The organism is Mesorhizobium sp. IMUNJ 23232, assembly GCF_044326205.1.
Taxonomy (GTDB): domain Bacteria; phylum Pseudomonadota; class Alphaproteobacteria; order Rhizobiales; family Rhizobiaceae; genus Kumtagia.
The window spans coordinates 1-20,607 of record NZ_JBIRCY010000017.1 but is presented as its reverse complement, the minus strand read 5'-3'; the positions used below and the strand labels follow the sequence as shown (position 1 = coordinate 20,607).

The 20,607-nt window shown below is 65.2% G+C and carries 18 protein-coding genes, 1 other RNA gene and 1 pseudogene; 6 read left to right on the top strand and 14 right to left on the bottom strand.

Going from position 1 to position 20,607, the window contains the following annotated elements; all coding sequences use genetic code 11:
- Positions 1-47 precede the first annotated feature (47 nt).
- The 6 genes from ACH196_RS14625 to ACH196_RS14600 all read right to left on the bottom strand — a co-directional run bounded on the left by ACH196_RS14625 (position 48) and on the right by ACH196_RS14600 (position 7,684).
- Positions 48-626: a NifU family protein gene (locus ACH196_RS14625; RefSeq protein ID WP_396647638.1), complete on the bottom strand. Its 579-nt coding sequence runs from the start codon at positions 624-626 to the stop codon at positions 48-50.
- A gap of 110 nt (positions 627-736) precedes the next feature.
- Positions 737-1,228 (bottom strand): universal stress protein, encoded by a 492-nt coding sequence (locus tag ACH196_RS14620; protein WP_396647637.1) that lies wholly within the window; start codon positions 1,226-1,228, stop codon positions 737-739.
- Positions 1,229-1,325: 97 nt separating this feature from the next.
- Positions 1,326-2,393: a tryptophan--tRNA ligase gene (trpS, locus tag ACH196_RS14615; protein WP_396647636.1), complete on the bottom strand. Its 1,068-nt coding sequence runs from the start codon at positions 2,391-2,393 to the stop codon at positions 1,326-1,328.
- Between the two features lie 130 nt (positions 2,394-2,523).
- Positions 2,524-4,113, bottom strand: a complete 1,590-nt coding sequence (murJ, locus tag ACH196_RS14610) for a murein biosynthesis integral membrane protein MurJ (protein ID WP_396647635.1) — start codon at positions 4,111-4,113, stop codon at positions 2,524-2,526.
- A 166-nt stretch (positions 4,114-4,279) separates the two neighbouring features.
- Entirely contained in the window at positions 4,280-7,084 is a 2,805-nt protein-coding gene (locus tag ACH196_RS14605; protein ID WP_396647634.1) for a [protein-PII] uridylyltransferase, read from the bottom strand.
- Between the two features lie 216 nt (positions 7,085-7,300).
- Complete coding sequence (locus ACH196_RS14600) at positions 7,301-7,684, bottom strand: DUF2750 domain-containing protein (RefSeq protein ID WP_396647633.1); 384 nt, start codon at positions 7,682-7,684, stop codon at positions 7,301-7,303.
- Positions 7,685-7,821: 137 nt separating this feature from the next.
- Here ACH196_RS14600 and ffs point away from each other — a divergent pair.
- The 4 genes from ffs (at position 7,822) to ACH196_RS14580 (ending at position 11,584) form a co-directional block, all read left to right on the top strand.
- An RNA gene (gene ffs / locus ACH196_RS14595) (signal recognition particle sRNA small type) lies at positions 7,822-7,918 on the top strand.
- A gap of 114 nt (positions 7,919-8,032) precedes the next feature.
- Entirely contained in the window at positions 8,033-9,877 is a 1,845-nt protein-coding gene (locus tag ACH196_RS14590; protein ID WP_396647632.1) for a DNA polymerase III subunit gamma/tau, read from the top strand.
- Positions 9,878-9,891: 14 nt separating this feature from the next.
- Complete coding sequence (locus ACH196_RS14585; RefSeq protein ID WP_396647631.1) at positions 9,892-10,215, top strand: YbaB/EbfC family nucleoid-associated protein; 324 nt, start codon at positions 9,892-9,894, stop codon at positions 10,213-10,215.
- Between the two features lie 268 nt (positions 10,216-10,483).
- Positions 10,484-11,584 carry a cell wall hydrolase gene (locus ACH196_RS14580; RefSeq protein WP_396647630.1) on the top strand — a complete coding sequence of 367 codons (1,101 nt, stop codon included), beginning with the start codon at positions 10,484-10,486 and terminating at the stop codon, positions 11,582-11,584.
- A gap of 125 nt (positions 11,585-11,709) precedes the next feature.
- Here the strand turns inward: ACH196_RS14580 and ACH196_RS14575 are convergent, their stop codons facing one another.
- Complete coding sequence (locus tag ACH196_RS14575) at positions 11,710-12,330, bottom strand: L,D-transpeptidase (protein WP_396647629.1); 621 nt, start codon at positions 12,328-12,330, stop codon at positions 11,710-11,712.
- 280 nt (positions 12,331-12,610) lie between these two features.
- Here ACH196_RS14575 and ACH196_RS14570 point away from each other — a divergent pair, with 280 nt between their 5' ends.
- Both ACH196_RS14570 and ACH196_RS14565 read left to right on the top strand, forming a co-directional pair.
- Complete coding sequence (locus tag ACH196_RS14570) at positions 12,611-13,111, top strand: MmcB family DNA repair protein (protein WP_396647628.1); 501 nt, start codon at positions 12,611-12,613, stop codon at positions 13,109-13,111.
- A gap of 403 nt (positions 13,112-13,514) precedes the next feature.
- Positions 13,515-14,387 carry a hypothetical protein gene (locus ACH196_RS14565; protein ID WP_396647627.1) on the top strand — a complete coding sequence of 291 codons (873 nt, stop codon included), beginning with the start codon at positions 13,515-13,517 and terminating at the stop codon, positions 14,385-14,387.
- A gap of 119 nt (positions 14,388-14,506) precedes the next feature.
- Here ACH196_RS14565 and nhaA read toward each other — a convergent pair whose 3' ends face one another.
- The 7 genes and pseudogenes from nhaA to ACH196_RS14530 all read right to left on the bottom strand — a co-directional run.
- Positions 14,507-15,706 carry a Na+/H+ antiporter NhaA gene (nhaA, locus tag ACH196_RS14560; protein ID WP_396647626.1) on the bottom strand — a complete coding sequence of 400 codons (1,200 nt, stop codon included), beginning with the start codon at positions 15,704-15,706 and terminating at the stop codon, positions 14,507-14,509.
- A 115-nt stretch (positions 15,707-15,821) separates the two neighbouring features.
- Complete coding sequence (locus ACH196_RS14555; protein WP_396647625.1) at positions 15,822-16,139, bottom strand: HigA family addiction module antitoxin; 318 nt, start codon at positions 16,137-16,139, stop codon at positions 15,822-15,824.
- 9 nt (positions 16,140-16,148) lie between these two features.
- Complete coding sequence (locus ACH196_RS14550; RefSeq protein ID WP_396647624.1) at positions 16,149-16,712, bottom strand: ActR/PrrA/RegA family redox response regulator transcription factor; 564 nt, start codon at positions 16,710-16,712, stop codon at positions 16,149-16,151.
- 63 nt (positions 16,713-16,775) lie between these two features.
- Positions 16,776-18,101 (bottom strand): ActS/PrrB/RegB family redox-sensitive histidine kinase, encoded by a 1,326-nt coding sequence (locus ACH196_RS14545; RefSeq protein WP_396647623.1) that lies wholly within the window; start codon positions 18,099-18,101, stop codon positions 16,776-16,778.
- An 86-nt stretch (positions 18,102-18,187) separates the two neighbouring features.
- Positions 18,188-18,598: a hypothetical protein gene (locus ACH196_RS14540; protein WP_396647622.1), complete on the bottom strand. Its 411-nt coding sequence runs from the start codon at positions 18,596-18,598 to the stop codon at positions 18,188-18,190.
- Complete coding sequence (locus ACH196_RS14535) at positions 18,595-18,846, bottom strand: type II toxin-antitoxin system prevent-host-death family antitoxin (RefSeq protein ID WP_396647621.1); 252 nt, start codon at positions 18,844-18,846, stop codon at positions 18,595-18,597. Before ACH196_RS14535 ends, ACH196_RS14540 begins: the two co-directional genes overlap by 4 nt.
- Before the next feature lie 75 nt (positions 18,847-18,921).
- Positions 18,922-20,586 (bottom strand): annotated as a pseudogene (locus ACH196_RS14530) (ATP-dependent helicase C-terminal domain-containing protein); the annotation flags it as partial.
- Positions 20,587-20,607 lie beyond the last annotated feature (21 nt).

Here is a 20,607-nt window from a genome sequence, read left to right as displayed (position 1 = left end):
AGGGGACAAGGGATAGGTGAAAGAGAAGACGGCCGTCCGGCCGACGGTCAGGATACCTGCTCGACCTGCTGGACTTCCGGCACGAAGTGGCGGAGCAGGTTCTGGATTCCGTGCTTCAGCGTCGCCGTCGAGGACGGACAGCCCGAGCAGGCGCCCTTCATGTTCAGGAAGACGGTGCCGTTCTCGAAACCGCGAAAAGTGATGTCGCCGCCGTCCTGGGCCACAGCCGGGCGCACGCGCGTCTCCAGCAGTTCCTTGATGGTGATGACGATCTCCTCGTCTGCCTTGTCATAAAACTCGTCGCCGGTCTCGGCGGCGTCGCCGAGCGCCTGGGCGGCGCGGGTCATCACCGGCTGCCCGGACATGAATTGTTCCATGATGGCGCCGAGGATCGCCGGTTTCAGATGCTGCCAGTCGGGGCCGTCGGCCTTGGTGACGGTGACGAAATCGTAGCCGAAGAACACACCGGTGACGCCATTGATGTCGAACAGGCGGCCCGCCAGCGGCGAGGCTTCACGCGCAGCGGCGGCGTCGCGGAAATCGGCGGTGCCTTCCGCCAGGACCTCGCGGCCGGGCAGGAATTTCAGCGTGGCGGGATTGGGGGTCGCCTCGGTCTGGATGAACATCGCCGCATCTCCGTGCGTCATTCTTTGGAATAGTTCTAAATAGGCTTATTCATCGGCGGGTACAAGCCGCATTTGCCCTGGTCCTCAAATGGAAATCGCGCCGGGATCGATCAAGTGAGGCTGGCTATTTCCTCATCCGAAAGATTCTGCGGCACCACGGTGACCGGAATGGGAAACGCCGCGTTCTTGCCGGCGATCGAGGCGACGAGCGGTCCGGGACCCTCCTTGGAAGCGCCGGCGGCGAGAACCAGTATGGCGATGTCCTGGTCGTCCTCGATCAATTGGTGGATCTGTTCGGTCGGCTTGCCCTCGCGCACCACCAGTTCCGGCTCTATGCCGAGTCTGGTGCGGACCTTTGTGGCATGCATATCGAGCGCGGCGTTGGCGGTGGCCTGTGCTTCCTCGCGCATGATCTTTTCGACCCCCAGCCAGTGCTGGAAATCGCCGGGCTCGATGACGTAGAGCAGCACGACGACCCCGCCCGTCGATTTGGCGCGCATCGAGGCATAGGCGACGGCACGCTCGCACTCCGGCGTCTCGTCGACGACGGCGAGGAATTTTCGGCGATGGCCGGCTTCCCGGCTGAGACGTTTCGAGACCATACGCTACCCCCTCACGAGGCTCCGGCCGAACGGCCGCAATCTGCCACCGCCGCAGCCTTGCGGCAAGCGGCGCCGGATGGGCCAAGGACCAATCCGCTCAGCCTTGCAAAAGCCCGATGATGTCACGCACCGTCTTCATTGTCGTCTCGGCAAGCTTGCCCGCCCGCTCACCGCCATCGCGCAGCACGCTGTCGACATAGGCGTGGTCGGCCGAGATGCGACGCATCTCGGAGGCGATAGGCGCCAGTTTTTCGACCGCCAGATCGGCAAGCGCCGGCTTGAAGACGGAGAACTGCTGGCCGCCGAATTCCCGCAGCACCGCATCCTTGCCGATCTCCGCCAGCCCCGCATAGATGCCGACGAGGTTTTCGGCCTCGGGCCGGCTGGCGAGACCGTCAACCTCGCTCGGCAGCGCTTCCGGGTCGGTCTTGGCCTTCCTGATCTTCTTGGAGATCGTGTCGGCATCGTCGGTCAGGTTGATGCGCGACAGGTCGGACGGGTCCGACTTCGACATCTTCTTGGAGCCGTCGCGCAGGCTCATGATGCGCGCGGCAGGCCCGCCGATGACAGGCTCGGTGATCGGGAAGAAGCCGTTCACCGTCTCCTCGCCAACCTGCATCTCGACCCCGACGCCGAGCTCGGCAATGCGGGAGGAGAAGTCGTTATTGAACTTCTGCGCGATGTCGCGGGTCAGTTCCAGGTGCTGCTTCTGGTCCTCGCCCACCGGTACATGGGTGGCGCGGTAGACGAGGATGTCGGCCGCCATCAAGCTCGGATAGGCGAGTAGGCCGAGCGAGGCGTTCTCGCGGTCCTTGCCGGCCTTGTCCTTGAACTGCGTCATGCGGTTCATCCAGCCGATGCGGGCGACGCAGTTGAAGATCCAGGCGAGCTCGGCGTGCTGCATGACGCGGCTCTGGTTGAAGACGATGTGTTTTTTCGGATCGATGCCCGACGCCAGGAACGCGGCCGTGATCTGGCGCGTCTGGTCCTGCAGGTCGGCATGGACGAGTTGGGCCGTCAGCGAATGCAGGTCGACGACGCAGTAGATGCAGTCCGACGTATCCTGCAGCGCGACGAACTTCTTGATGGCGCCGAGATAGTTGCCGAGATGCAGATTTCCGGTTGGCTGGACGCCCGAGAAGACGAGCGGCTTGAAGGCGGTCATTTAAAAAATCCTCGTGGCTTGTGGAGGGCCGTTTCGCGCGCGGCGAAAATCGAGACGGGCTTATGGCGGAACGATGGGCGAAGAGCAAGAGGCTGCCGGCTCGGTAATGAGCGGCCCGCGCGCCGCGTGATCACTCCACTGGCGGCTCGGCCCTGGTTCCGGATCGCTTCACGCTGCGCTTGATCATGCCGATATCCGCGCCGCCTATGGCGAAGACGGTGACGAAATAGAGCACCATCGCACCGGCGACCATCGCGCCGAGCACCACCGCCTGCTCGTAGAAGGGCGAGCCGGGACCGAGGCTGCCGGAAAGCCAGCGGGCGGCGAAATACAGCGCGCCTGCCATGACCGCCGAGGCGATGAGGAGCCGCGGGATGCGTTTCATCAGCCCGGCGTCGCGGCCCCAATGGCCGCGCCGCACCAGCACGCCGAGCAGCAGCGCGGCGTTGACCCAGCCGGCGATGGCCGACGCGGTGGCGATGCCAGCGCCGCCCATCGAAGGAAAAAGGGTAAGCGCTATGGCAATGTTCACGCCGACCGAAATGGCGGCAAAAATCATCGGCGTGCGCGTGTCCTCGCGGGCGAAATAGCCGGGGGTGAACGCCTTGATCAGCACGAAGGCCGGCAGGCCCATGCCGAAGATGGCGAGGATCGCCGAGACCACCGGCGTGCCGTTGGTGGCGGCGAAGGCGCCGCGCTCGTAGAGCAGCCGCACGATCGGCTCGGAAATCACCAGCAGCGCGGCGGCGGCCGGCAGCGTCAGGAACAGCGTGAATTCCACCGAACGGTTCTGCAGGTTGGACGCCTCCTGCAGATTGCCGGCCTTCAGCGCGCGGGCCAGTTCAGGCAGCAGCACGATCGCCACCGCGATACCGACAACGCCGAGCGGCAACTGGTAGACGCGGTCGGCATAGGCGAGCGAGGAGACGGCGCTTTCCTTGCCGGAGGCGATCGCCGTGCCGATCAACTGGTTGATCTGGGTGATGCCGCCGGTGATCGCCGCCGGGAAGGCCAGCACCAGCAGGCGCCTGACATTTGGCGTGAAATGCGGACGGCGGAAGCCGATCGACACGCCGGCATGGCGCACCGCCACCCAGACGATGGCAAGCTGCACCAGCCCGGCGGCGAGCACGCCCCAGGCCAGCGCGTAGCCGATGTCCAGGCCGCCCATGCCCTCATGCCAAGCATAGGCCAGAACGCCGATCAGGATGATGTTCAAAAACACCGGCGCCACGGCCGCCGCGAAATAGCGGCGCAGCGAATTCAGCATACCGGCCATCATCGCGGCCAGCGACATGCACATCAGATACGGAAACATGATGGTCGCCAGCGCCACTGTGAGGTCGTGCTTTTGCGGATTGCCGGAGAAGCCGGGCGCCACGACGGTCGACACCAGCAGCGGCATCGCCAGCTCCATCAGGATGGTCAGCGCCACCAGCGTGGTGAACAGCACGCCGAACACTTCCTCCGAAAAGCGTTTCGCACCATCGATGCCGCCGGCTTCGATCTCCTTGGCGAATAGCGGCACGAAAGCGGCATTGAACGCGCCCTCGGCGAACAGCCGGCGGAACGTGTTGGGGAACTGGAAAGCGGCATTGAAGGCGTCGGCGATCGGCCCGGTGCCGAGGGCCGCCGCCATCAGCATCTCGCGCGCAAAACCCAGCGCCCGGCTCATCAGCGTGCCGGACGCGACCGTGGCGAATTTCTTGACGAGGCTCATGTGCGGACCGACCTCCCCCATGAGGGGAGGGTCCGGCCGTAGGCCGGGGGTGGGGTCGGTGCGGCAGTGCGCGACTTACTTGAGGTGCCTTCTGAGGTTACCCCCTCTGTCGCCTTCGGCGACATCTCCCTCTCGAGGGGGGAGAGGGCGTCGTCGCTACCGCTCCTCATTCCGCCGCGGCCCGCTCGTCCGTCTTGGCGGCTTTGGCCGCCTTGCCCTCCAGCGTGGCCGCCAGAGCCGCGCGGATGGCCTGGAGCTTCATGGGGTTCTCGATCTTCGCACCGGTCAGGTCGCTGACATAAAACGTGTCGATCACTTTCTCGCCGAAGGTGGTGATGTGGGCCGACGCGATGTCGAGCGACAGGTCCGACAGCGTACCGGTGATCTCCGACAGCAGGCCCGGCCGGTCGAGACACGACACCTCGATGACGGAAAGCCGGTTCGACAGTGTATTGCGGATGTCGACGCGCGGCTCGATGCGGAACGCTTTTGATCCACGCTTCGGCTTGGCGCGCTTGGCGATGATCTCCGGCAGCCAGCTTTTTCCCGACAGCACGTCCTCGATCAGCCCGCCGACGCGCTCGGCGCGCCGCTGCTCGTCCTCGTCGCGGTCGAACTCGCGCGAAATCAGGATGGTGTCGAGCGCCCGTCCGTCGGATGTCGTGAAGATCTGCGCGTCGACGATGTTGGCGCCGGCCGCGGCACAGGCGCCGGCGATTACCGACAGCAGGCGCGGATGGTCCTGCGCCAGCACCGTGATCTCGGTCACCGCCTCGAAGCCGTGGGTCTTGACCATGGTCGAAAGCTTCTTGCCGGACTGGTCTGCGGCGCGGATGAATTCGGCATGCCGCACCTGATCGTCGACGGCGACGGCGAGGAGATAATTTTCGTAGTGCAGCTTGACCAGCTTGGTCCGCGCTCTCTCGCTCCAGCCAGAGAGCGCCTCGGCCAGCCGGTCGCGCGCCGCCTGGGCGCGCAGCGAGCGCGAGACTTCGGAGAAGCCGCCGGTGAGCAGCAACTCGGTCTCGTAGTAGAGGGTGCGCAGCAACTGCCCCTTCCAGCCGTTCCACACGCCGGGGCCGACGCCGCGTATGTCGCAGATGGTGAGGATGAGCAGCAGCTTCAGCCGCTCGACGGACTGCACCACGTCGGCGAAGTCGCTGATCGTCTTGCGGTCGTTGAGGTCGCGCGTCTGCGCGGTCATCGACATCAGCAGGTGGTTTTCGACCAGCCACGCGACCGTCTCGGTGTCTTCCGGCGACAGGCCCATATGCGGGCAGATGCGGCGCGCGATCTTGGCGCCTGCCTCGGAATGGTCGTCCGGCCGGCCCTTGGCGATGTCGTGGAGCAACACGGCGACGTAGAGCACTTCGCGCTGCGCGATCAGGCCGGGCATCAGCTTGTGTGACAGTGGATGCAATTTCTCGCCGTCTCCACGCTCGATCTCGGAAAGCACGCCGATGCAGCGCAGCAGGTGCTCGTCGACCGTGTAGTGATGATACATGGAGAACTGCATCATCGCGACGATGCGGCCGAATTCCGGGATCAGCTTGCCGAGCAGGCCGGCCTCGTTCATGCGGCGCAAATTGAGCTCGGGGTTGCGGTCCGAGGTCAATATGTCAAGGAAGATGCGGTTGGCCTCGGGGTCGCGGCGAAGCCCCTTTCCGACCAGGTCGAGCGAGCGGCGCAGCAGCTTCAGCGCGTCCGGGTGATACTCAAGCCCATGCCGGTCGGCGAACCAGAACAGCCGCAGCAGATTGACGGGGTCACGCGTAAAAACGTCCTGATCGGCGACGTTGATGCGGTGGTTGTCGACGATGAAGTCGCCGGTTCCAGCCAGCTTGCGCTTGCGCCGCGAGAAGGTGAAAAAAATGCGGTTGAAGCCCGGCACATGCTTGGCCTGTTCTTCCTCAAGCGCCGCGCAGAATATGCGGGTTAAATCGCCAACGTCCTTGGCGATCAAAAAATAGTGCTTCATGAAGCGCTCGACCGCCGACATGCCGGGATGGCTGGTGTAGCCCAGCCGTTCGGCGATATCGCGCTGGATGTCGAAATGTAGCCGTTCCTCGGCCTTGCCGGTGAGGAAATGCATGTGGCAGCGCACCGCCCACAAAAAATCCTCGCACTTCAGGAACTGGTTGTATTCGGCGCGGGTGAAGACCCCGGCCTTCACCAGTTCCTCGCCAGAACGCACACGGTAGAAGTACTTGGCGATCCAGAACAGCGTCTGCAGGTCGCGCAGCCCGCCCTTGCCGTCCTTGATGTTGGGCTCGACGAGATAGCGGCTTTCGCCGGCCTTGGCGTGGCGCTCGTCGCGCTCGCCGAGTTTCGCCTGCACATATTCGGGGCCGGTGTCCTTCACCACCTCGCGGTCGAAGCGCGAAAGCAACTCGTCGAACAGTGCCTGCTCGCCCCAGACAAAACGCGCCTCAAGGATGGCGGTGCGGATTGTGGTGTCGGAGCGCGACAGGCGCACGCAATCGTCGATGTTGCGGGTGGCGTGGCCGACCTTCAGGCCGAGATCCCACAGCATATAGAGCATGTATTCGACGATCTGCTCGCCCCAGGGAGTCTGCTTGTAGGGTAGCAGGAATAAGAGGTCGATGTCGGACCCCGGCGCCAGCGTGCCGCGGCCATAGCCGCCGACCGCGACGATCGCCATGCGTTCGGCCGATGACGGGTTTTTCGCACGGTAGACGTGGGTGGCGGCAAAATCGTAGAGGACGCGGATGACCTCGTCCATCAGGTGCGACAGCCGCTGCGCGCAGGCTGTGCCGCTGCCATCCTCCATCAGAAGACGCTCGGCGAGGCGTTTTCCGGCGGCGATGCGGTCCTTCAGCGCACCAAGCACCAGCGCGCGAACAGCAGCCGTCGAGCCGTCGCCCGAACTGGGCGCGGTCAGGGCGGTGAGGTCGTGGCGAAGCTGGGTGGCGTCGACCAGCTCTTCCAGCTTCAGGGGCACTTTCGTCATCGGGCAGCGTAGTTTCTCACGGCGGTCGCGGCGGTCTATAAACTGTTTTGCGACAGGTGGGTATCGCCCGAAAGCATTGCGAGAGGCTGAAGAAAGCGGGCGAATGTGACGCTTCTCAGCAGCGTATGACCAGTCGGAAGATGGAAAGGCGGCCGCGGTCCGCCTGTTCTTGTCTTCCAGCAAACCAACTCTCCATCTATCATGATTTCCGGGAGCCTATTCGATCCTGCTCAGCTCGTTGCGCAGGTCTGCTTCCAAGACTTCAAGGGCAGGCACGATACCGCCGACACCTGGCACGGGGAACACCGTAACGAGCTTGCCGTCGTCCCGCAGTCGCGGAATGAGTTCGTCGAAGAGATCGTCGAGATCAATTTCGCCCGCTTCGAAATGCGACCATTCATCGGTCGCACAAAGCTCCGCGTAGACTTTCTCAGGCCAGATCGGGAAAACGATCGTGCCGTCGTCATCGGTCTGGTGAAGTGCCCATCCGTCGGACCAAAGCCCCCAGACCAAACGTCTGTCTGCCGCTACCTTGATGAAATGAGAATATCTCTCCGGTGCCGGCAGTGACATCACAGCCCGAATTTTCTTCTGGTTCATCGCTCCGCCTCACAACTGGCTACGCCTCGTTTGCCGCGCATCCAACCGTCCGTGCTCATCTCTAGCAAGAGTCGGGAGCCTTGGTGAAATCATTGCGACCCTTGCATTCTCACCCCAAATCCCCGATATGAGCCTCGGGAGGTTGGTGGTGGACGCGCCACTCGCCAACCGGGTCAGGTCCGGAAGGAAGCAGCCCTAACGAGCCCGGAACGGGTCATTGTTCCAGCCTCCCACCCTCCTTTAAGCTTCGACTTCTGCCGTCACGGCGTTGACGGAGCGATGCCGCGCGGGCGAAACTCGCGCTGAGCGAAACGGCTGCGCAGGCGGCCAGCGGAGACCGACCTTCGGATGAGCGACGCCGGACTTGAGCAGACGGGAAAAGCCGGCGCCTATCGGGTGCTGGCGCGAAAGTACCGTCCCGCCGACTTTTCCGCCTTGATCGGCCAGGAGCCGATGGTGCGCACGCTCACAAACGCGTTTTCGTCCGGCCGCATCGCCCAGGCCTGGATGCTGACCGGCGTGCGCGGCGTCGGCAAGACCACCACCGCCCGCATCCTCGCCCGCGCCCTGAACTACAAGACGGACACGGTCGACCAGCCCTCCGTCGACCTCGCCATCCCCGGCCAGCACTGCCAGGCGATCATGGAAGGCCGCCATGTCGACGTGGTCGAGATGGACGCCGCCTCCCACACCGGCATCGACGATATCCGCGAGATCATCGAGCAGGTGCGCTACGCGCCGCAATCGGCCCGCTACAAGGTCTACATCATCGACGAGGTGCACATGCTCTCCACGCAGGCCTTCAACGGCCTGCTGAAGACGCTGGAGGAGCCGCCGCCCCACGTCAAATTCATCTTCGCCACCACCGAGATTCGCAAAGTGCCGATCACGGTGCTGTCGCGCTGCCAGCGTTTTGACCTGCGCCGCGTCGGGGCCGAGATGCTGGTTGCGCATCTCGGAAAAATCGCCGGGCTGGAGGCGATCGAGGTCGAGGATGCCGCACTCGCCATGATTGCCCGCGCCGCTGAAGGCTCGGTGCGCGATTCGCTGTCGATCTTCGACCAGGCGATCGCCCACAGCGCCGGCGCGGTGACTGCAGAGACCGTGCGCGGCATGCTGGGCCTTGCCGACCGCGCGCGTGTCATCGACCTGTTCGAGCATGTCATGAAAGGCGACATGCCCTTGGCGCTGGCCGAGTTCCGCGCGCAATACGACACCGGCGCCGATCCGGCGACGGTGCTGACCGACCTCGCCGAATTTACGCATTTCGTGACGCGGCTGCGCTTCGTGCCGAGTGCCGCCAGCGACGCCTCGCTGACCGAGGACGAGCGCAAGCGCGGCGCTGCCTTCGCCGAAGCGCTGTCGGTCAAGGTCCTGTCGCGCGCCTGGCAGATGCTGTTGAAGGGCATTCCCGAGGTGCAGTCGTCGAACCGCCCGGTGGCGGCGGCAGAGATGGTGTTGATCCGGCTGGCGCATGCCGCCGACCTGCCGACGCTGGACGAGGCGATGAAATTTTTGGACGGAGCCACGCCGGCTCCCGGCAATGGCGGGTTGCCTCGACCGCCGATGCCAAGTGGTTCCAGCGCTTCGGCGATGGCGCGCGCCGTACCGGCCGCCATGTCCAGCGCCCCGGCGGCCCTGGCACGCATGCCGCAGAGCGCCAATGGCGGGCCGGTGGCGCGGCTGGTCGAGCGCGAGCCGGAAGCTGAACAGCCTCAGCCGATGCCCATCGCCGAGGTCAAGGCAGAACCGGACGCCGTGCCGGTGCGCTCGCTGGCCGACATCGCGGCCCTCGCCGACGCCAATCGCGACATGGCCTTCAAGGTGCTGGTTCGTCGTTGCGTCCGCCCCGTCCGCATCGAGCCGGGGCATCTGCAGATCACGTTGACGCCGGACGCGCCGAAAACTTTACCCACCGACCTCAGCAACAAGCTCAAGACCTGGACCAGTCGCAACTGGCTGGTGTCGCTGTCGCGCGAGGAAGGCGGCAGGACGCTGGCCGAGGAAGAGGCGGCGCGGCGCGAAACGGCTTTCCTCGACGCCAGCCAGGAGCCGGCGGTCGCAGCCATCCTGGCGCGTTTCCCCGGCGCCAAGGTCATCGACGTGCGCATTCCCAACGCCCAGGATCTGCCGGACGCCGGGAGCGACGCAGACATTTCCCCCGACCCGACGGTCGAAGACGACGAGAACTGAAAGGATTTTCCATCATGAAGGATCTGCTCGGCCTGATGGGCAAGGCGAAGGAGATGCAGGCCAAATTCCAGGCCATGCAGGAAGAGATCGCCGAGATGGAGGCCACCGGCCAGGCCGGCGGGGGGCTGGTCGCGGTGACGCTGACCGGCAAGTTCGAGATGAAATCGCTGAAGATCGATCCTTCGCTGTTCAAGGAGGACGATGTCGAGATTTTGGAGGATCTCATCCTCGCCGCCCACAATGACGCCAAGGCAAAAGTCGAGGCGGCGATGAAGGACAAGACCGCCGCGCTCACCGCCGGCCTGCCGCTGCCTCCGGGCTTCAAGCTGCCGTTCTGATCGCCAGAATCACCCACCGGTCTGGGCTGATTCGTGCAGAAATCCAGCAGGCGCCGGCCATCATGACGTGATGATCTGGCTTTCCGGCATTTGTGGTTAATTTTATTTAAATTGCTGAATTGAAAGGAGAAAACTGGCTGCCGATTCGGCTGAACGACCCCGCGTCACGCTGCCGATCACGAATTGGAAACGTAAAAGTCATCATTTCGCCCGAAAATTGCACAGTGTTGCCATTCGTACACACAGCCGCCGGAGCGACGATGAGGGCATGTCAGTGAGCGCGCGCAAGCGCGTGTCGGTCGTTTTGGTGGCCGTAATCCTCCCCCTGCTGATCTCGGCTTGCAGCCAGACGGGCGATCTGGCGGGCAGCGTCAGGTCGATGGTGATGCCGGCCGGGTATCACGGCTACTCCGCCCGCGAGAAGGAGTGCCTGATGCGGGCGATGTTCTTCGAGAGCAATCGCTCCAGCCGAGACGGCCTGGTTGCAGTCGGCACCGTGGTGATGAATCGCGTGCGCTCCGGCAAATACGGCGACACGATCTGCGAGGTGGTCGGCCAGCCGCGCCAGTTCGCGCCGGGCGTGATGACCCGCAAGATGAACTCGAAAGCCTTGCCCGATGTCGAGGCCGCCGCCGACGCTGTGCTGAAGGGCGAGCGGCATCCAAAAGTGAAGAACGCCATGTTCTTCCACACGGCCGGCCTGAAATTCCCATACAAGAACATGCACTACACGGTGGTGGCCGGCGGCAACGCCTTCTACGAGAAGCGCGGCCGCAAGGGCGAGCCGGTGGTGCTGCCGCCGGAACGGGCCCAGCCGGTGGTGATGGTGGCGCAGGCCAACATCAAGCCGGTGACCGCGGCGCGGGCGCGCCCAGCCGCCAGCGGGCGTTCCACGGCCATGATGAGTTCGCGCGGCGACGACGCGCAGGTGGCGATGGCCCGCGTGGCGCCGAAGCCCGCGACCATCCCCGCTCCGGCCGCCGACCAGCCGGTCGCCGTGGCAATGCAGCCAGCGGACGCTCCTACGCCGCCCGCCGCCGCGCAACAGGCGGAACCCGTGGCCGTCGCCATGGCGATCGACGGGCCTTCCCCGTCGGCGAAAGCAAACGCCGCCGCGCCGTTCCCCGATGCGCCGGCGCCGGCCGATCCGGTTCTGCCGGCGGTGACGGACGCCGTGCCGACATCCGAACGGAAAGTGGCCGAGGCGGCGCGCGCCGATGGCTGGACCACCGGCGCTCCGGCGCTTGCCGCATCCGCGCCAGAACCGGCTACCGTGACGGCCGCGTCCTTCGAGGTCGATGCCGACGACGCCGACGCCATCGGCGCCATGATCTCCGGCCAGGACCGGCCGGCGATGGGCTTCAACTGAACCGACGGAATTGCATCTGCATTGGAGGTGTGACGTCACGCCCGCCAGAATCAAAAAACCGGACTTTGCGGCCCGGTTTTCTGCTTGCGACGTCCTTGTTGCCGAGACGGTTCGCGTAAGAATTCCTATTCGACGATGACCTTGGCGCCGACATCGGCGCGGCTGTAGAGGTCGATGACGTCCTGGTTGAGCATGCGCACGCAGCCGGACGACATCGCCTTGCCGATCGACCACCATTCCGGCGTTCCGTGCAGCCGGTATCCGGTGTCGCCCTTGTTGTAGAGGTAGAGGGCGCGCGCGCCGAGCGCGTTGCGCGGTCCGCCGGGCATGCCGCCGCGCCATTTGGCCAGTTCGGGCTGCCGCCGGATCATCGCCGAGGGCGGCGTCCACACCGGCCATTCGCGCTTCAGCCCGACGCGCGCCGTGCCCTTCCATTCAAAACCTTCGCGGCCGACGCCGATGCCGTAGCGCACGGCGCGTCCGTCCGGCAGAACGAAATACAGGTGTTTTGAACCCGTATCGACGATGATCGTGCCTGGCGCCTCGTCCGTCTGGTAGCGGACGATCTGCCGGCGATATTGAGCCGGCACCTTGTAGATCGGAATAGCCGGCACGCTGTAGCCGGCATCGTTGCGGGCGCTGTAGTCAGCGGCCGAAAAAATCTCGAAGGAGCCGATCGAACTGCAGCCCGTCAGCGCGGTGGAAAGGGCCAGTCCAGCCAGCACGGCGAGGGTCTTGAGCTGCATGAAGAGATCGTTGCTCCCCTGGTGACGATCCCGGCCTGATTCGGCCGCGTGTTCGACGACTTCTACTAGGAAGCTTTGTGCATGGCTGCCAAGCGCCGTGTGGCCCGGATGCCGCAGCAACGCTCAGGTCTGCGGCTTGATATGGCATTTTCGCAACAATACTTCACGGTTCCGTGAGTTTTTGGGGCGTTGTTGTCCGGTCTGCACGTGTACGGCGCCCCGACCTCCACGCTTTCAGTCAAGCCCCTTGCGACGTCGTTCCGGTTTTGTACTATGGGCCATGCCGATCATCTCGCCCTTGCCGCAGAATCCGCTGATCGACGGCCGCCAGTCCGAGCGCGCTATGCGTGTGCGGCGCGGCGTGCAGCGCTTGCTGACAGAGATGGGCGCGCATGTCCTGCCGGAGATTTCGTTGGCCACCGGCCGCCGCGCCGACCTCGTCGCGTTGACCCGGCAAGGCGACATCTGGATCATCGAGATAAAATCCTCGGTCGAGGATTTTCGGGTCGACCGCAAATGGCCGGAATACCGCCTGCACTCCGACCGCTTCTTCTTCGCCACGCACCCGGACGTGCCCGCCGCAATCTTCCCGGAAGATTGCGGCTTCATCCTCTCCGACGGCTATGGCGCGGAGATTCTTCGCGAGGCGCCTGAACATCGGCTGGCGGCGGCCACCCGAAAAGCGCTGATGCTGCGTTTCGCCCGCGCCGGCGCCGCCCGTCTGCTCGCCGCCGAACTTGCCGGCGTCGCCGTGCCGGCGCTGGAGGGCGAGAGCGAGTAGGGAATTGCCGGGGAAGCCAATTGCAGATCTCGCCGCCACGAAGTGCGAGGGTCACGACCGGCTTCGATAGGGGTCGGGCAGGGCAGTTCGAAAACTGGCACCTTGCAGCGGATATGACAAAGGAAGGTCCTTCGAAGAACTGACTCTCCGCCCCTTGGTCATGCTTGGTGCGACAAGAACCGCCTGCCTTGCCGTTAAAGGTCTGATTGCGCTTGGCTTTACAGGCATGACATGCATTCCGGCGCGCTTGGCGCCCAAATTGGGAAGGCCCGGAGGCAGTTAGCCACTTTCCTGAAATGTCGAGCTTTTCCAAGCTGTTGTAAGGACGAGCACAATGCTTAAAGGATTATTTTCCTAGGACTATTTACATTTCTTCCATCCGGAGCGATAATCTTCGCGGCCTGTGCTGGAAAGGAGGGGCGGCGGTGGAGGACTGGAATGCGGCGATCGAGCGGAATCTGGTGGCGCTGAAGCGCGTGCTGGCGCCGCTCTTCGCGATGCTGGCGGCGGAAAGACCCTGCCCCGCCATCTCCATCGCTTCGTGCTCGGCTTGCTGCTACCGGCCGAGGCCGCCGCCCGGCGGCTGGTCATCGCGGCGGCGCGCGGCATGGTGGTGGAAGTGCCGCCGCAGCGCGAGCCCGGGCCGGACTCCATCGGGCCTTGGCTGTGCTGCCCCGGCGTCGCCGTCACCCCGTCGCATGCCGATGGCGAGCGCGCCGAAGGGGAGCGGCAAGCCGCACCACTCGGGGCCGCCCGTCCGCGCGTGCTTTCCCTGTCGCTGTTCGATCCGCTCGAACGTCCGTTCCGCGTCCCACACCGCGACGCATCCGCCGATGCGGCCCAGCGCTTCCCGTCGCTCGATTTCGAGGCACGTCTCCCGCCGCCGCCGTCGCCGGACGATCCGCTCAGCACGGCACGGCTGATGCTGCGGCTGGATGCGCTTGGCCGGGCGCTGGACGACCTGCCGGCCCAGGCAAGACGGTTTGCCCGCTGGAAAGCGCGACGCGACGAGGCGCTGGCACGGGAACAGCAAGGGGGCGCAGTCGCGCGAGGCGAGCCAGGCGGTGCGGCGGCCGCTCAGGACAAAACCCGCGATGCCGCGGGCGCACAAGACAACCAGGGCCATGCCGGCGCGACACGGTCCCGCCGAATATTGCCACTCAAAACCGGCCGGCCGCCGGGCTGGCGGCGAAAGACCGCCGACGAAGTGCACGCGGTGTTGAACGCCGTGCACCAGCTTGCCCTTTCGGCGCCGGAGGCGCCGGACACGTCCTAGACGGCTGCCCGGACGCCAAAAAGCCAGGAATCGATGGCCGGCGCGGATTTTTTCGCGGTCAGGCGGTGAAAAGTGCTGTCAAAATATACCGTTGCCCATCCGTTGGCGAAGCCGGCCTGTTAGCGCTCCTCTTCCTCAAGCTCCTCCCCCGCCCCCGGCGCCATCATCAGAACCGCCGTTCCCAGCAGCGCCGCCACCAGCGAGCCGGCCAATATGCCGAGCTTCACCGCCTTCTGCAGGTCCGGATCCTCGGCGAAGGCGAGCAGGCCGATGAACAGGCTCATGGTGAAGCCGATGCCGCAGAGTAGCGCCACGCCTGTCAGGTGCGTCCAGTTCGCGTTTCGGGGCAGGTCGGCGAGGCCGAGTTTTATGGCCAGCGCCGAGGTGCCGAGCACACCGACGAGTTTGCCGAGTACAAGGCCGGCGGCGACGCCAAGCGTCAGCGGTTCGACCAGGGACGACAGGCTCATGCCGGCGAAGGAAACGCCGGCATTGGCGAAGCCGAACAAGGGGATGATGACGAACGGCACGATCCCGTGCAGCGAATGCTCCATCCTATGCAGCGGCGAATGCTCGAGGTCGTGCGCGATGCCGGGCGACACGCGCAGCGGCACGGTCAGCGCCAGTGCGACGCCCGCCAGCGTGGCATGCACGCCGGATTTCAGCACCAGCAGCCACAGCACCAGCCCGAGTACTGCGTAAGGCACCAGGTTGAGCACGCCCATGCGGTTCATCGCGATCAACACGGCGAGAACGGCCGCAGCGCCCGCCAGATAGGGCATCGACAGGCCGCTCGTATAGAAGATGGCGATGATGATCACCGCGCCGAGGTCGTCGATGATGGCAAGCGCGGTGAGGAACACTTTCAGCGAGGCCGGCACGCGGCTGCCGAGCAGCGACAGCACGCCGAGCGCGAAGGCGATGTCGGTGGCAGTGGGGATAGCCCAGCCGCGCAGCGCCTCCGGATTCTGCAGGTTGAGCGCGACATAGATCAGCGCCGGCACGGCCATGCCGCCGGCCGCGGCAATGCCCGGCAGCACGCGGCGCGGCCAGGTCGAAAGCTGCCCGTCGAGCATCTCGCGCTTGATCTCGAGCCCGACCAGCAGAAAAAACACCGCCATCAGCCCGTCATTGATCCAATGCTCAACATTGAGCGGGCCGATATAGGTTTTCAGCGCAGCGAAATAGGCGCCCGAAAGCGGCGAGTTGGCGACGATCAACGCCAGCAACGCGGCGCCCATCAAGACGATGCCGCCCGACGCCTCGCTGTCGAGGAATTCGCGGAAGATCGAGACGGAGCGATCGCTGGATTTGGTCACGTCACTATCCTTCGGTCGCTGGGGTTTCCAACCTCAATGCCGTCTATCGACGATAATAGGTATCAGTAAGTTCTTGCAGGCGAGCTACAGCGCGGGGCGGGATGGCTCCTAGAGCTCAGGGCTGTTCGTGAGGCGTGGCGGTTCCGCCGGTCCCGGACCGGCGCGGTAACGCCCGGATTTCTTCACCCGACAAGTTTTCCGCCATGCGCAGGTCGTAGGCGGACTGGAGATTCAGCCAGAATTGCGGGCTCGTGCCGAACCAGTGGCCAAGACGCAAGGCCGTGTCGCCAGTTATGGATCGCCGGCCCTTCACCATCTGGGTGATGCGGTTCGCCGGAACAGCTATGTGCCGCGCCAGCTCGGTCGCGGTAATGCCGAGTTCGGCCAACTCGTCAGCCAGGATTTCGCCGGGGTGGATTGCGGGACGAGACATTAGATGCCCCTACCGCGGCGCGCGCTTGGCCAGAATGCGCTGCAGCGTGCGGCGGTGCATGTTGAGCCGGCGCGCCGTTTCGGAAACGTTGCGGTCGCACATTTCGTAGACGCGCTGGATATGTTCCCAGCGGACACGGTCGGCCGACATCGGGTTTTCCGGCGGCGCGGCGCGCTGGCCGCCGGTGCGCGTCAGCGCGGCGTAGATGTCGTCGGCGTCGGCTGGCTTCGACAGATAGTCGATGGCCCCGAGTTTCACCGCCGTGACCGCCGTGGCGATGTTGCCGTAGCCGGTGAGGATCACCGTGCGCGTGTCGGCGCGGTTTTCGCGGATGGCGGCGACCACGTCCAGCCCGTTGCCGTCGCCGAGCCGCATATCGACAACCGCATAGGCCGGCGCGCCGGCCTTGGCCTTGGCCACTGCCTCCTCCACGCTTTCGGCCGTGTCCACCGCGAAGCCGCGTGCCTCCATGGCGCGCGCCAGACGCGTCAGGAACGGCTTGTCGTCATCCACCAGCAGCAGCGAGGCGTCGGGTCCTATGGCCTTGTCTTGCAGCGTTTCCTCGGCGATCATCGGCGTCCATCCGTTTCTTATTGGCTATGGAAGATATAGCTTTCTTAGGCGCTTAATACCACCTCATGCCGTCTCGTACATGTCGTTCGCGGCGCTTCGCCGGCTGAGGAATTGCTCGCGGCTCCATGCCACCTGCACCACCGCGCCCTGGCCGCGCTGGTTGGCGTTGAAGAACGACAGCGTGGCGCCCGAGCGTTCCAGCAAAGTCTTGGCGATGAACAGGCCGAGCCCCAGCCCGCCGCCAGGCTCGGCGCCCTGCCTTGTCGACATATAGGGCTCGCCGATGCGGTCAAGGATTTCCGGCGGAAAGCCCGGCCCGTCGTCGACGACGTCTATGATCACCGCGGTGTCGTCCCAGCGCCAGCGCACCGTGACCACGCCCGCCGCGAAGTCGACCGCGTTCTCGACCAGGTTGCCCAGCCCGTAGATGACGCCGGGATTGCGGTGGCCGACCGGCTCCTCGCCGACACGCTCACCCGGCTCCAGGCGGATGGCGATGCCGAAATCGCGGTGTGGCGCGATCACCTCCTCGATCAGCGAGGTCAGCGGCAGGCGCGCCAGATGTTCGTCGCTTTCGGTCGACAGGCTGGTCAGGCGCTTCAGGATTTCGCGGCAGCGCTCGCTCTGCGAACGCAGCAGGGTGACGTCCTCGCGGAACTTCGGGTCGTTGCCCAGCGCCCGCTCCATCTCCTTGGCGACGACGGTGATGGTGGCGAGCGGCGTGCCGAGTTCGTGCGCCGCCGCCGCCGCCAACCCGTCGAGCGCCGAGAGATGCTGTTCGCGCTGCAACACCAGTTCGGTGGCGGCAAGCGCATTGGCGAGCAGCCGCGCCTCTTCGGCGACCCGCCAGGCATAGACGGCGGTGAAGGTGATAGACGAGAACACCGCCATCCACATGCCGGCGACATAGACGAACGGGATGGTCAGTTCCGCGCCTTCGATCCACGGCAGCGGGAAATGGTAGAACACCAACGCGCTCACCATTGCCATCACCAGCCCGCCCAGCACGGCCGTCATCTTCAGCGGCAGCGTCGTCGCAGAGATGACCACCGGCACCGTGAGCAGCAGCGAGAAAGGATTGGTGAGACCGCCGGTGAGAAAGAGCAGGCCGGCGAGCTGCAGGGAATCGAACAGCAGCGTCGCCAGCGCCGAACGTGGCGCCAGCCGATGGGCGGAGGGATAGCGGAAGGTGAGATAAAGGTTCAGCCAGGCCGAGCAGGCAATCAGCGCGAAGCACAGGCTGACCGGTAGCGGAAAATCCAGCCAGTAGGCGACGACGACGACGGTGACGCTCTGGCCGACCACCGCCAGCCAGCGCAGGCGGATCAGCGTGTTCAGCCGAAGCCGGTGAGCCTGTTCGAAATCGGGCGTGGCGAGTGACTTGATCATGCCGGTTTATGACGCCCGCCGGTCGCCGCGCCAAGCGCTATCTTGCGCGCTGTTGCGCCGGATCGCTCGCATAACGGCGCTGAATCTCAAAGCCGCGAGACGCGCGTTGCCTTCCTGGCGCGAGCCACGAATTGCTTGATGAGGGGGAGGAAGAAAGCCTTGCTGAAATGGCCCAGGGGTGGCGAGGGGTCGATATAGAACGACCGTCCGACTGCATCTTCATTGTATTCGTCGAGAATGAGCCAGCAGCGCGTCAACGCATCGAGCCCAGCGCGGTGCTTTTCCGTCTCGGGCACCTCAACCGCAAACCGCGTCTCCAGCGGACGCTTCGTGGTGATCGGAAACAACAGGAGGACATCGCCTGATTGTCTGGGGATGCGCACGCCGACTGCGGCCGGACGCGGCTTGCGCCCCTCGGTCTCGCCTCTTCCTGCTTCATGTGACCAAAGGAACTGATATCGGATGACGGCACCCGTCCTGAGGTCATCCCGGGTCACCGATTGCCGTCCTCGGCCTCATAGTCCGCAATCGCCATCTCGATCTCGGCCAGCAGCGAGTCGGAAATCGTCTCGATCGTGCCACTCCGGCGCGTGTCGGCTCGCGCCAGCAAATCACGATAATCTTCCACACTGAGCAGCACGAGTCGCGGCTTGTTGCGCTGTGTGATCGTCACCGGCGCGCGCAACGCCTGCGCGATGATGTCTCCCGACTTTCTGCTGAGGTCGCTGGTCGAAAAGCTGGACATGTCGGAATCCTGAATTTGCTGCAAAATACAGCAATGCTGAGTCTCTCGCAAGCCGGATATTCCGATGCAACTCCATCACGTCCCGCGCGGTTTTGCCCGGCTGGTGGCTGCGGCATTCGCCGGGTCCTCCGGCCAGACGTGTTTCGGATAGCGGCCGCGCATGTCGGCGCGAACGTCCGCCCAGGAGCCCTTCCAGAAGGCGGGCAGGTCGCGCGTCGTCTGGATCGGCCGGTGCGCCGGCGACAAGAGCTCCAGCGTCAGCGGCACTTTCCCGTCGCCGACCGCCGGGTGTTTGGTCAACCCGAACAGTTCCTGTACGCGGATCGAAAGTACTGGCGTGTCGCCGTCGTAGCGGATCGGCACGCTGCTGCCGGACGGCGCTAGATAATGCGTTGGGGCTGCCTGGTCGAGCCGGCGACGGAGATCGTGCGGCAGCAGCGAAAGCAAGCCCTGCGTCGCCGCGCTAGGGTCGATACGGGCGAACGACGCCTCGCCGCTGAGGAAGGGCAGAAGCCAGTCCTCCAGCGTCCCAGTCAGCGCCGCGTCGGAGACATCCGGCCATGGTGCGCCGACATTGGTGTGCAGCCATTCCAGGCGGGCACGCAACGTTTCGGCCTCCTTGCTCCACGGCAGCAGCGACAGCCCATGCTCGCGCAGTGCGTCGAGGATCGCGCTGTCGGCCTCCGTGCCTTTCGGCGGCGGCAGGAGTTGTTCGGACAGCACCACAGCGCCGAGCCGCACGCTTTCGCGCGTCCGCACGGCCCGCCGCTCCACGTCGAATTCGGTGCTTCGCCGGCGCTCGAGACGGTCGCCGAGCATCGCGCGGATGTCGGCCTCGCTTACGGCGGCAGCAGATGTGATCCGCGCGTTCTGCGCCTTGCCTTGCAGGTCGGCGACGACGAGATATTGCTCCCCCGCCAGCGGATCGGCGGCGTCCAACATAGCGCCGCTGCCATTCGCCAACACGAAGCGCCCTCGCTCGCCGCGCGCCTTCGCCACCCGGTCCGGCCAGGCGAGGAGGAGGAAGGTGCCGGCGCTTTCCTCCCCCCTTGAGGGGGAGGTGCCCGGGAAGCGGGCGGAGGGGGTCGGTTCAGGTAGCGCGCGCCCTTCACCCTCCCCCTTGAGGGGAGAGTCGGCGAGCGATCGGAGCGAAGCGGAGATCGCGAGACGGGGTGGGGTCGCTTCAGGATGGAGCACTTCATGGCCGACCCCACCCCGCGTCGCAATCCCACTCGTTCCGAGCGGGTTGCTCCGCGACCCTCCCCGCAAGGGGGAGGGTAACGCTCGCGCCAGCCTCTCCGCCAACTGCCTCGCCGCCACCGCCCTTGGCGACTTCTCGCCGCGAAACCGCGAAACTCGCCTTTCCAGGTCTACACTATCGCCGCCTAGCCCGCGTTCGGTGATCAGCACGGCGAGTTCCGCCGCCTCCCGCCCGGCGCCGCTGCGCGTCGCCTCCGCCACCATATGCGCCAGCCGCACCGGCAGCGCGAGCTTTCGCATTGCGGCACCCGCTTCGGTCAGCCGGCCGCTTTCGTCGAGCGCTTCGAGCGCGGTCAGCAGCGTTCGCGCCTCGGCAAGCGCCGGCGCCGGCGGCGGATCGAGGAAGGACAGCGCGCGCGGGTCGGCGATGCCGAAGGCCGCGCAGTCGAGCAGCAGCGACGACAGGTCGGCTTCCAGGATCTCCGGCGTGTTGTAAGCCGCCAGCGACGCGGCCTGCTCGGCCCGCCACAGGCGGATCGCTGTCTCTTATACACATCTCCG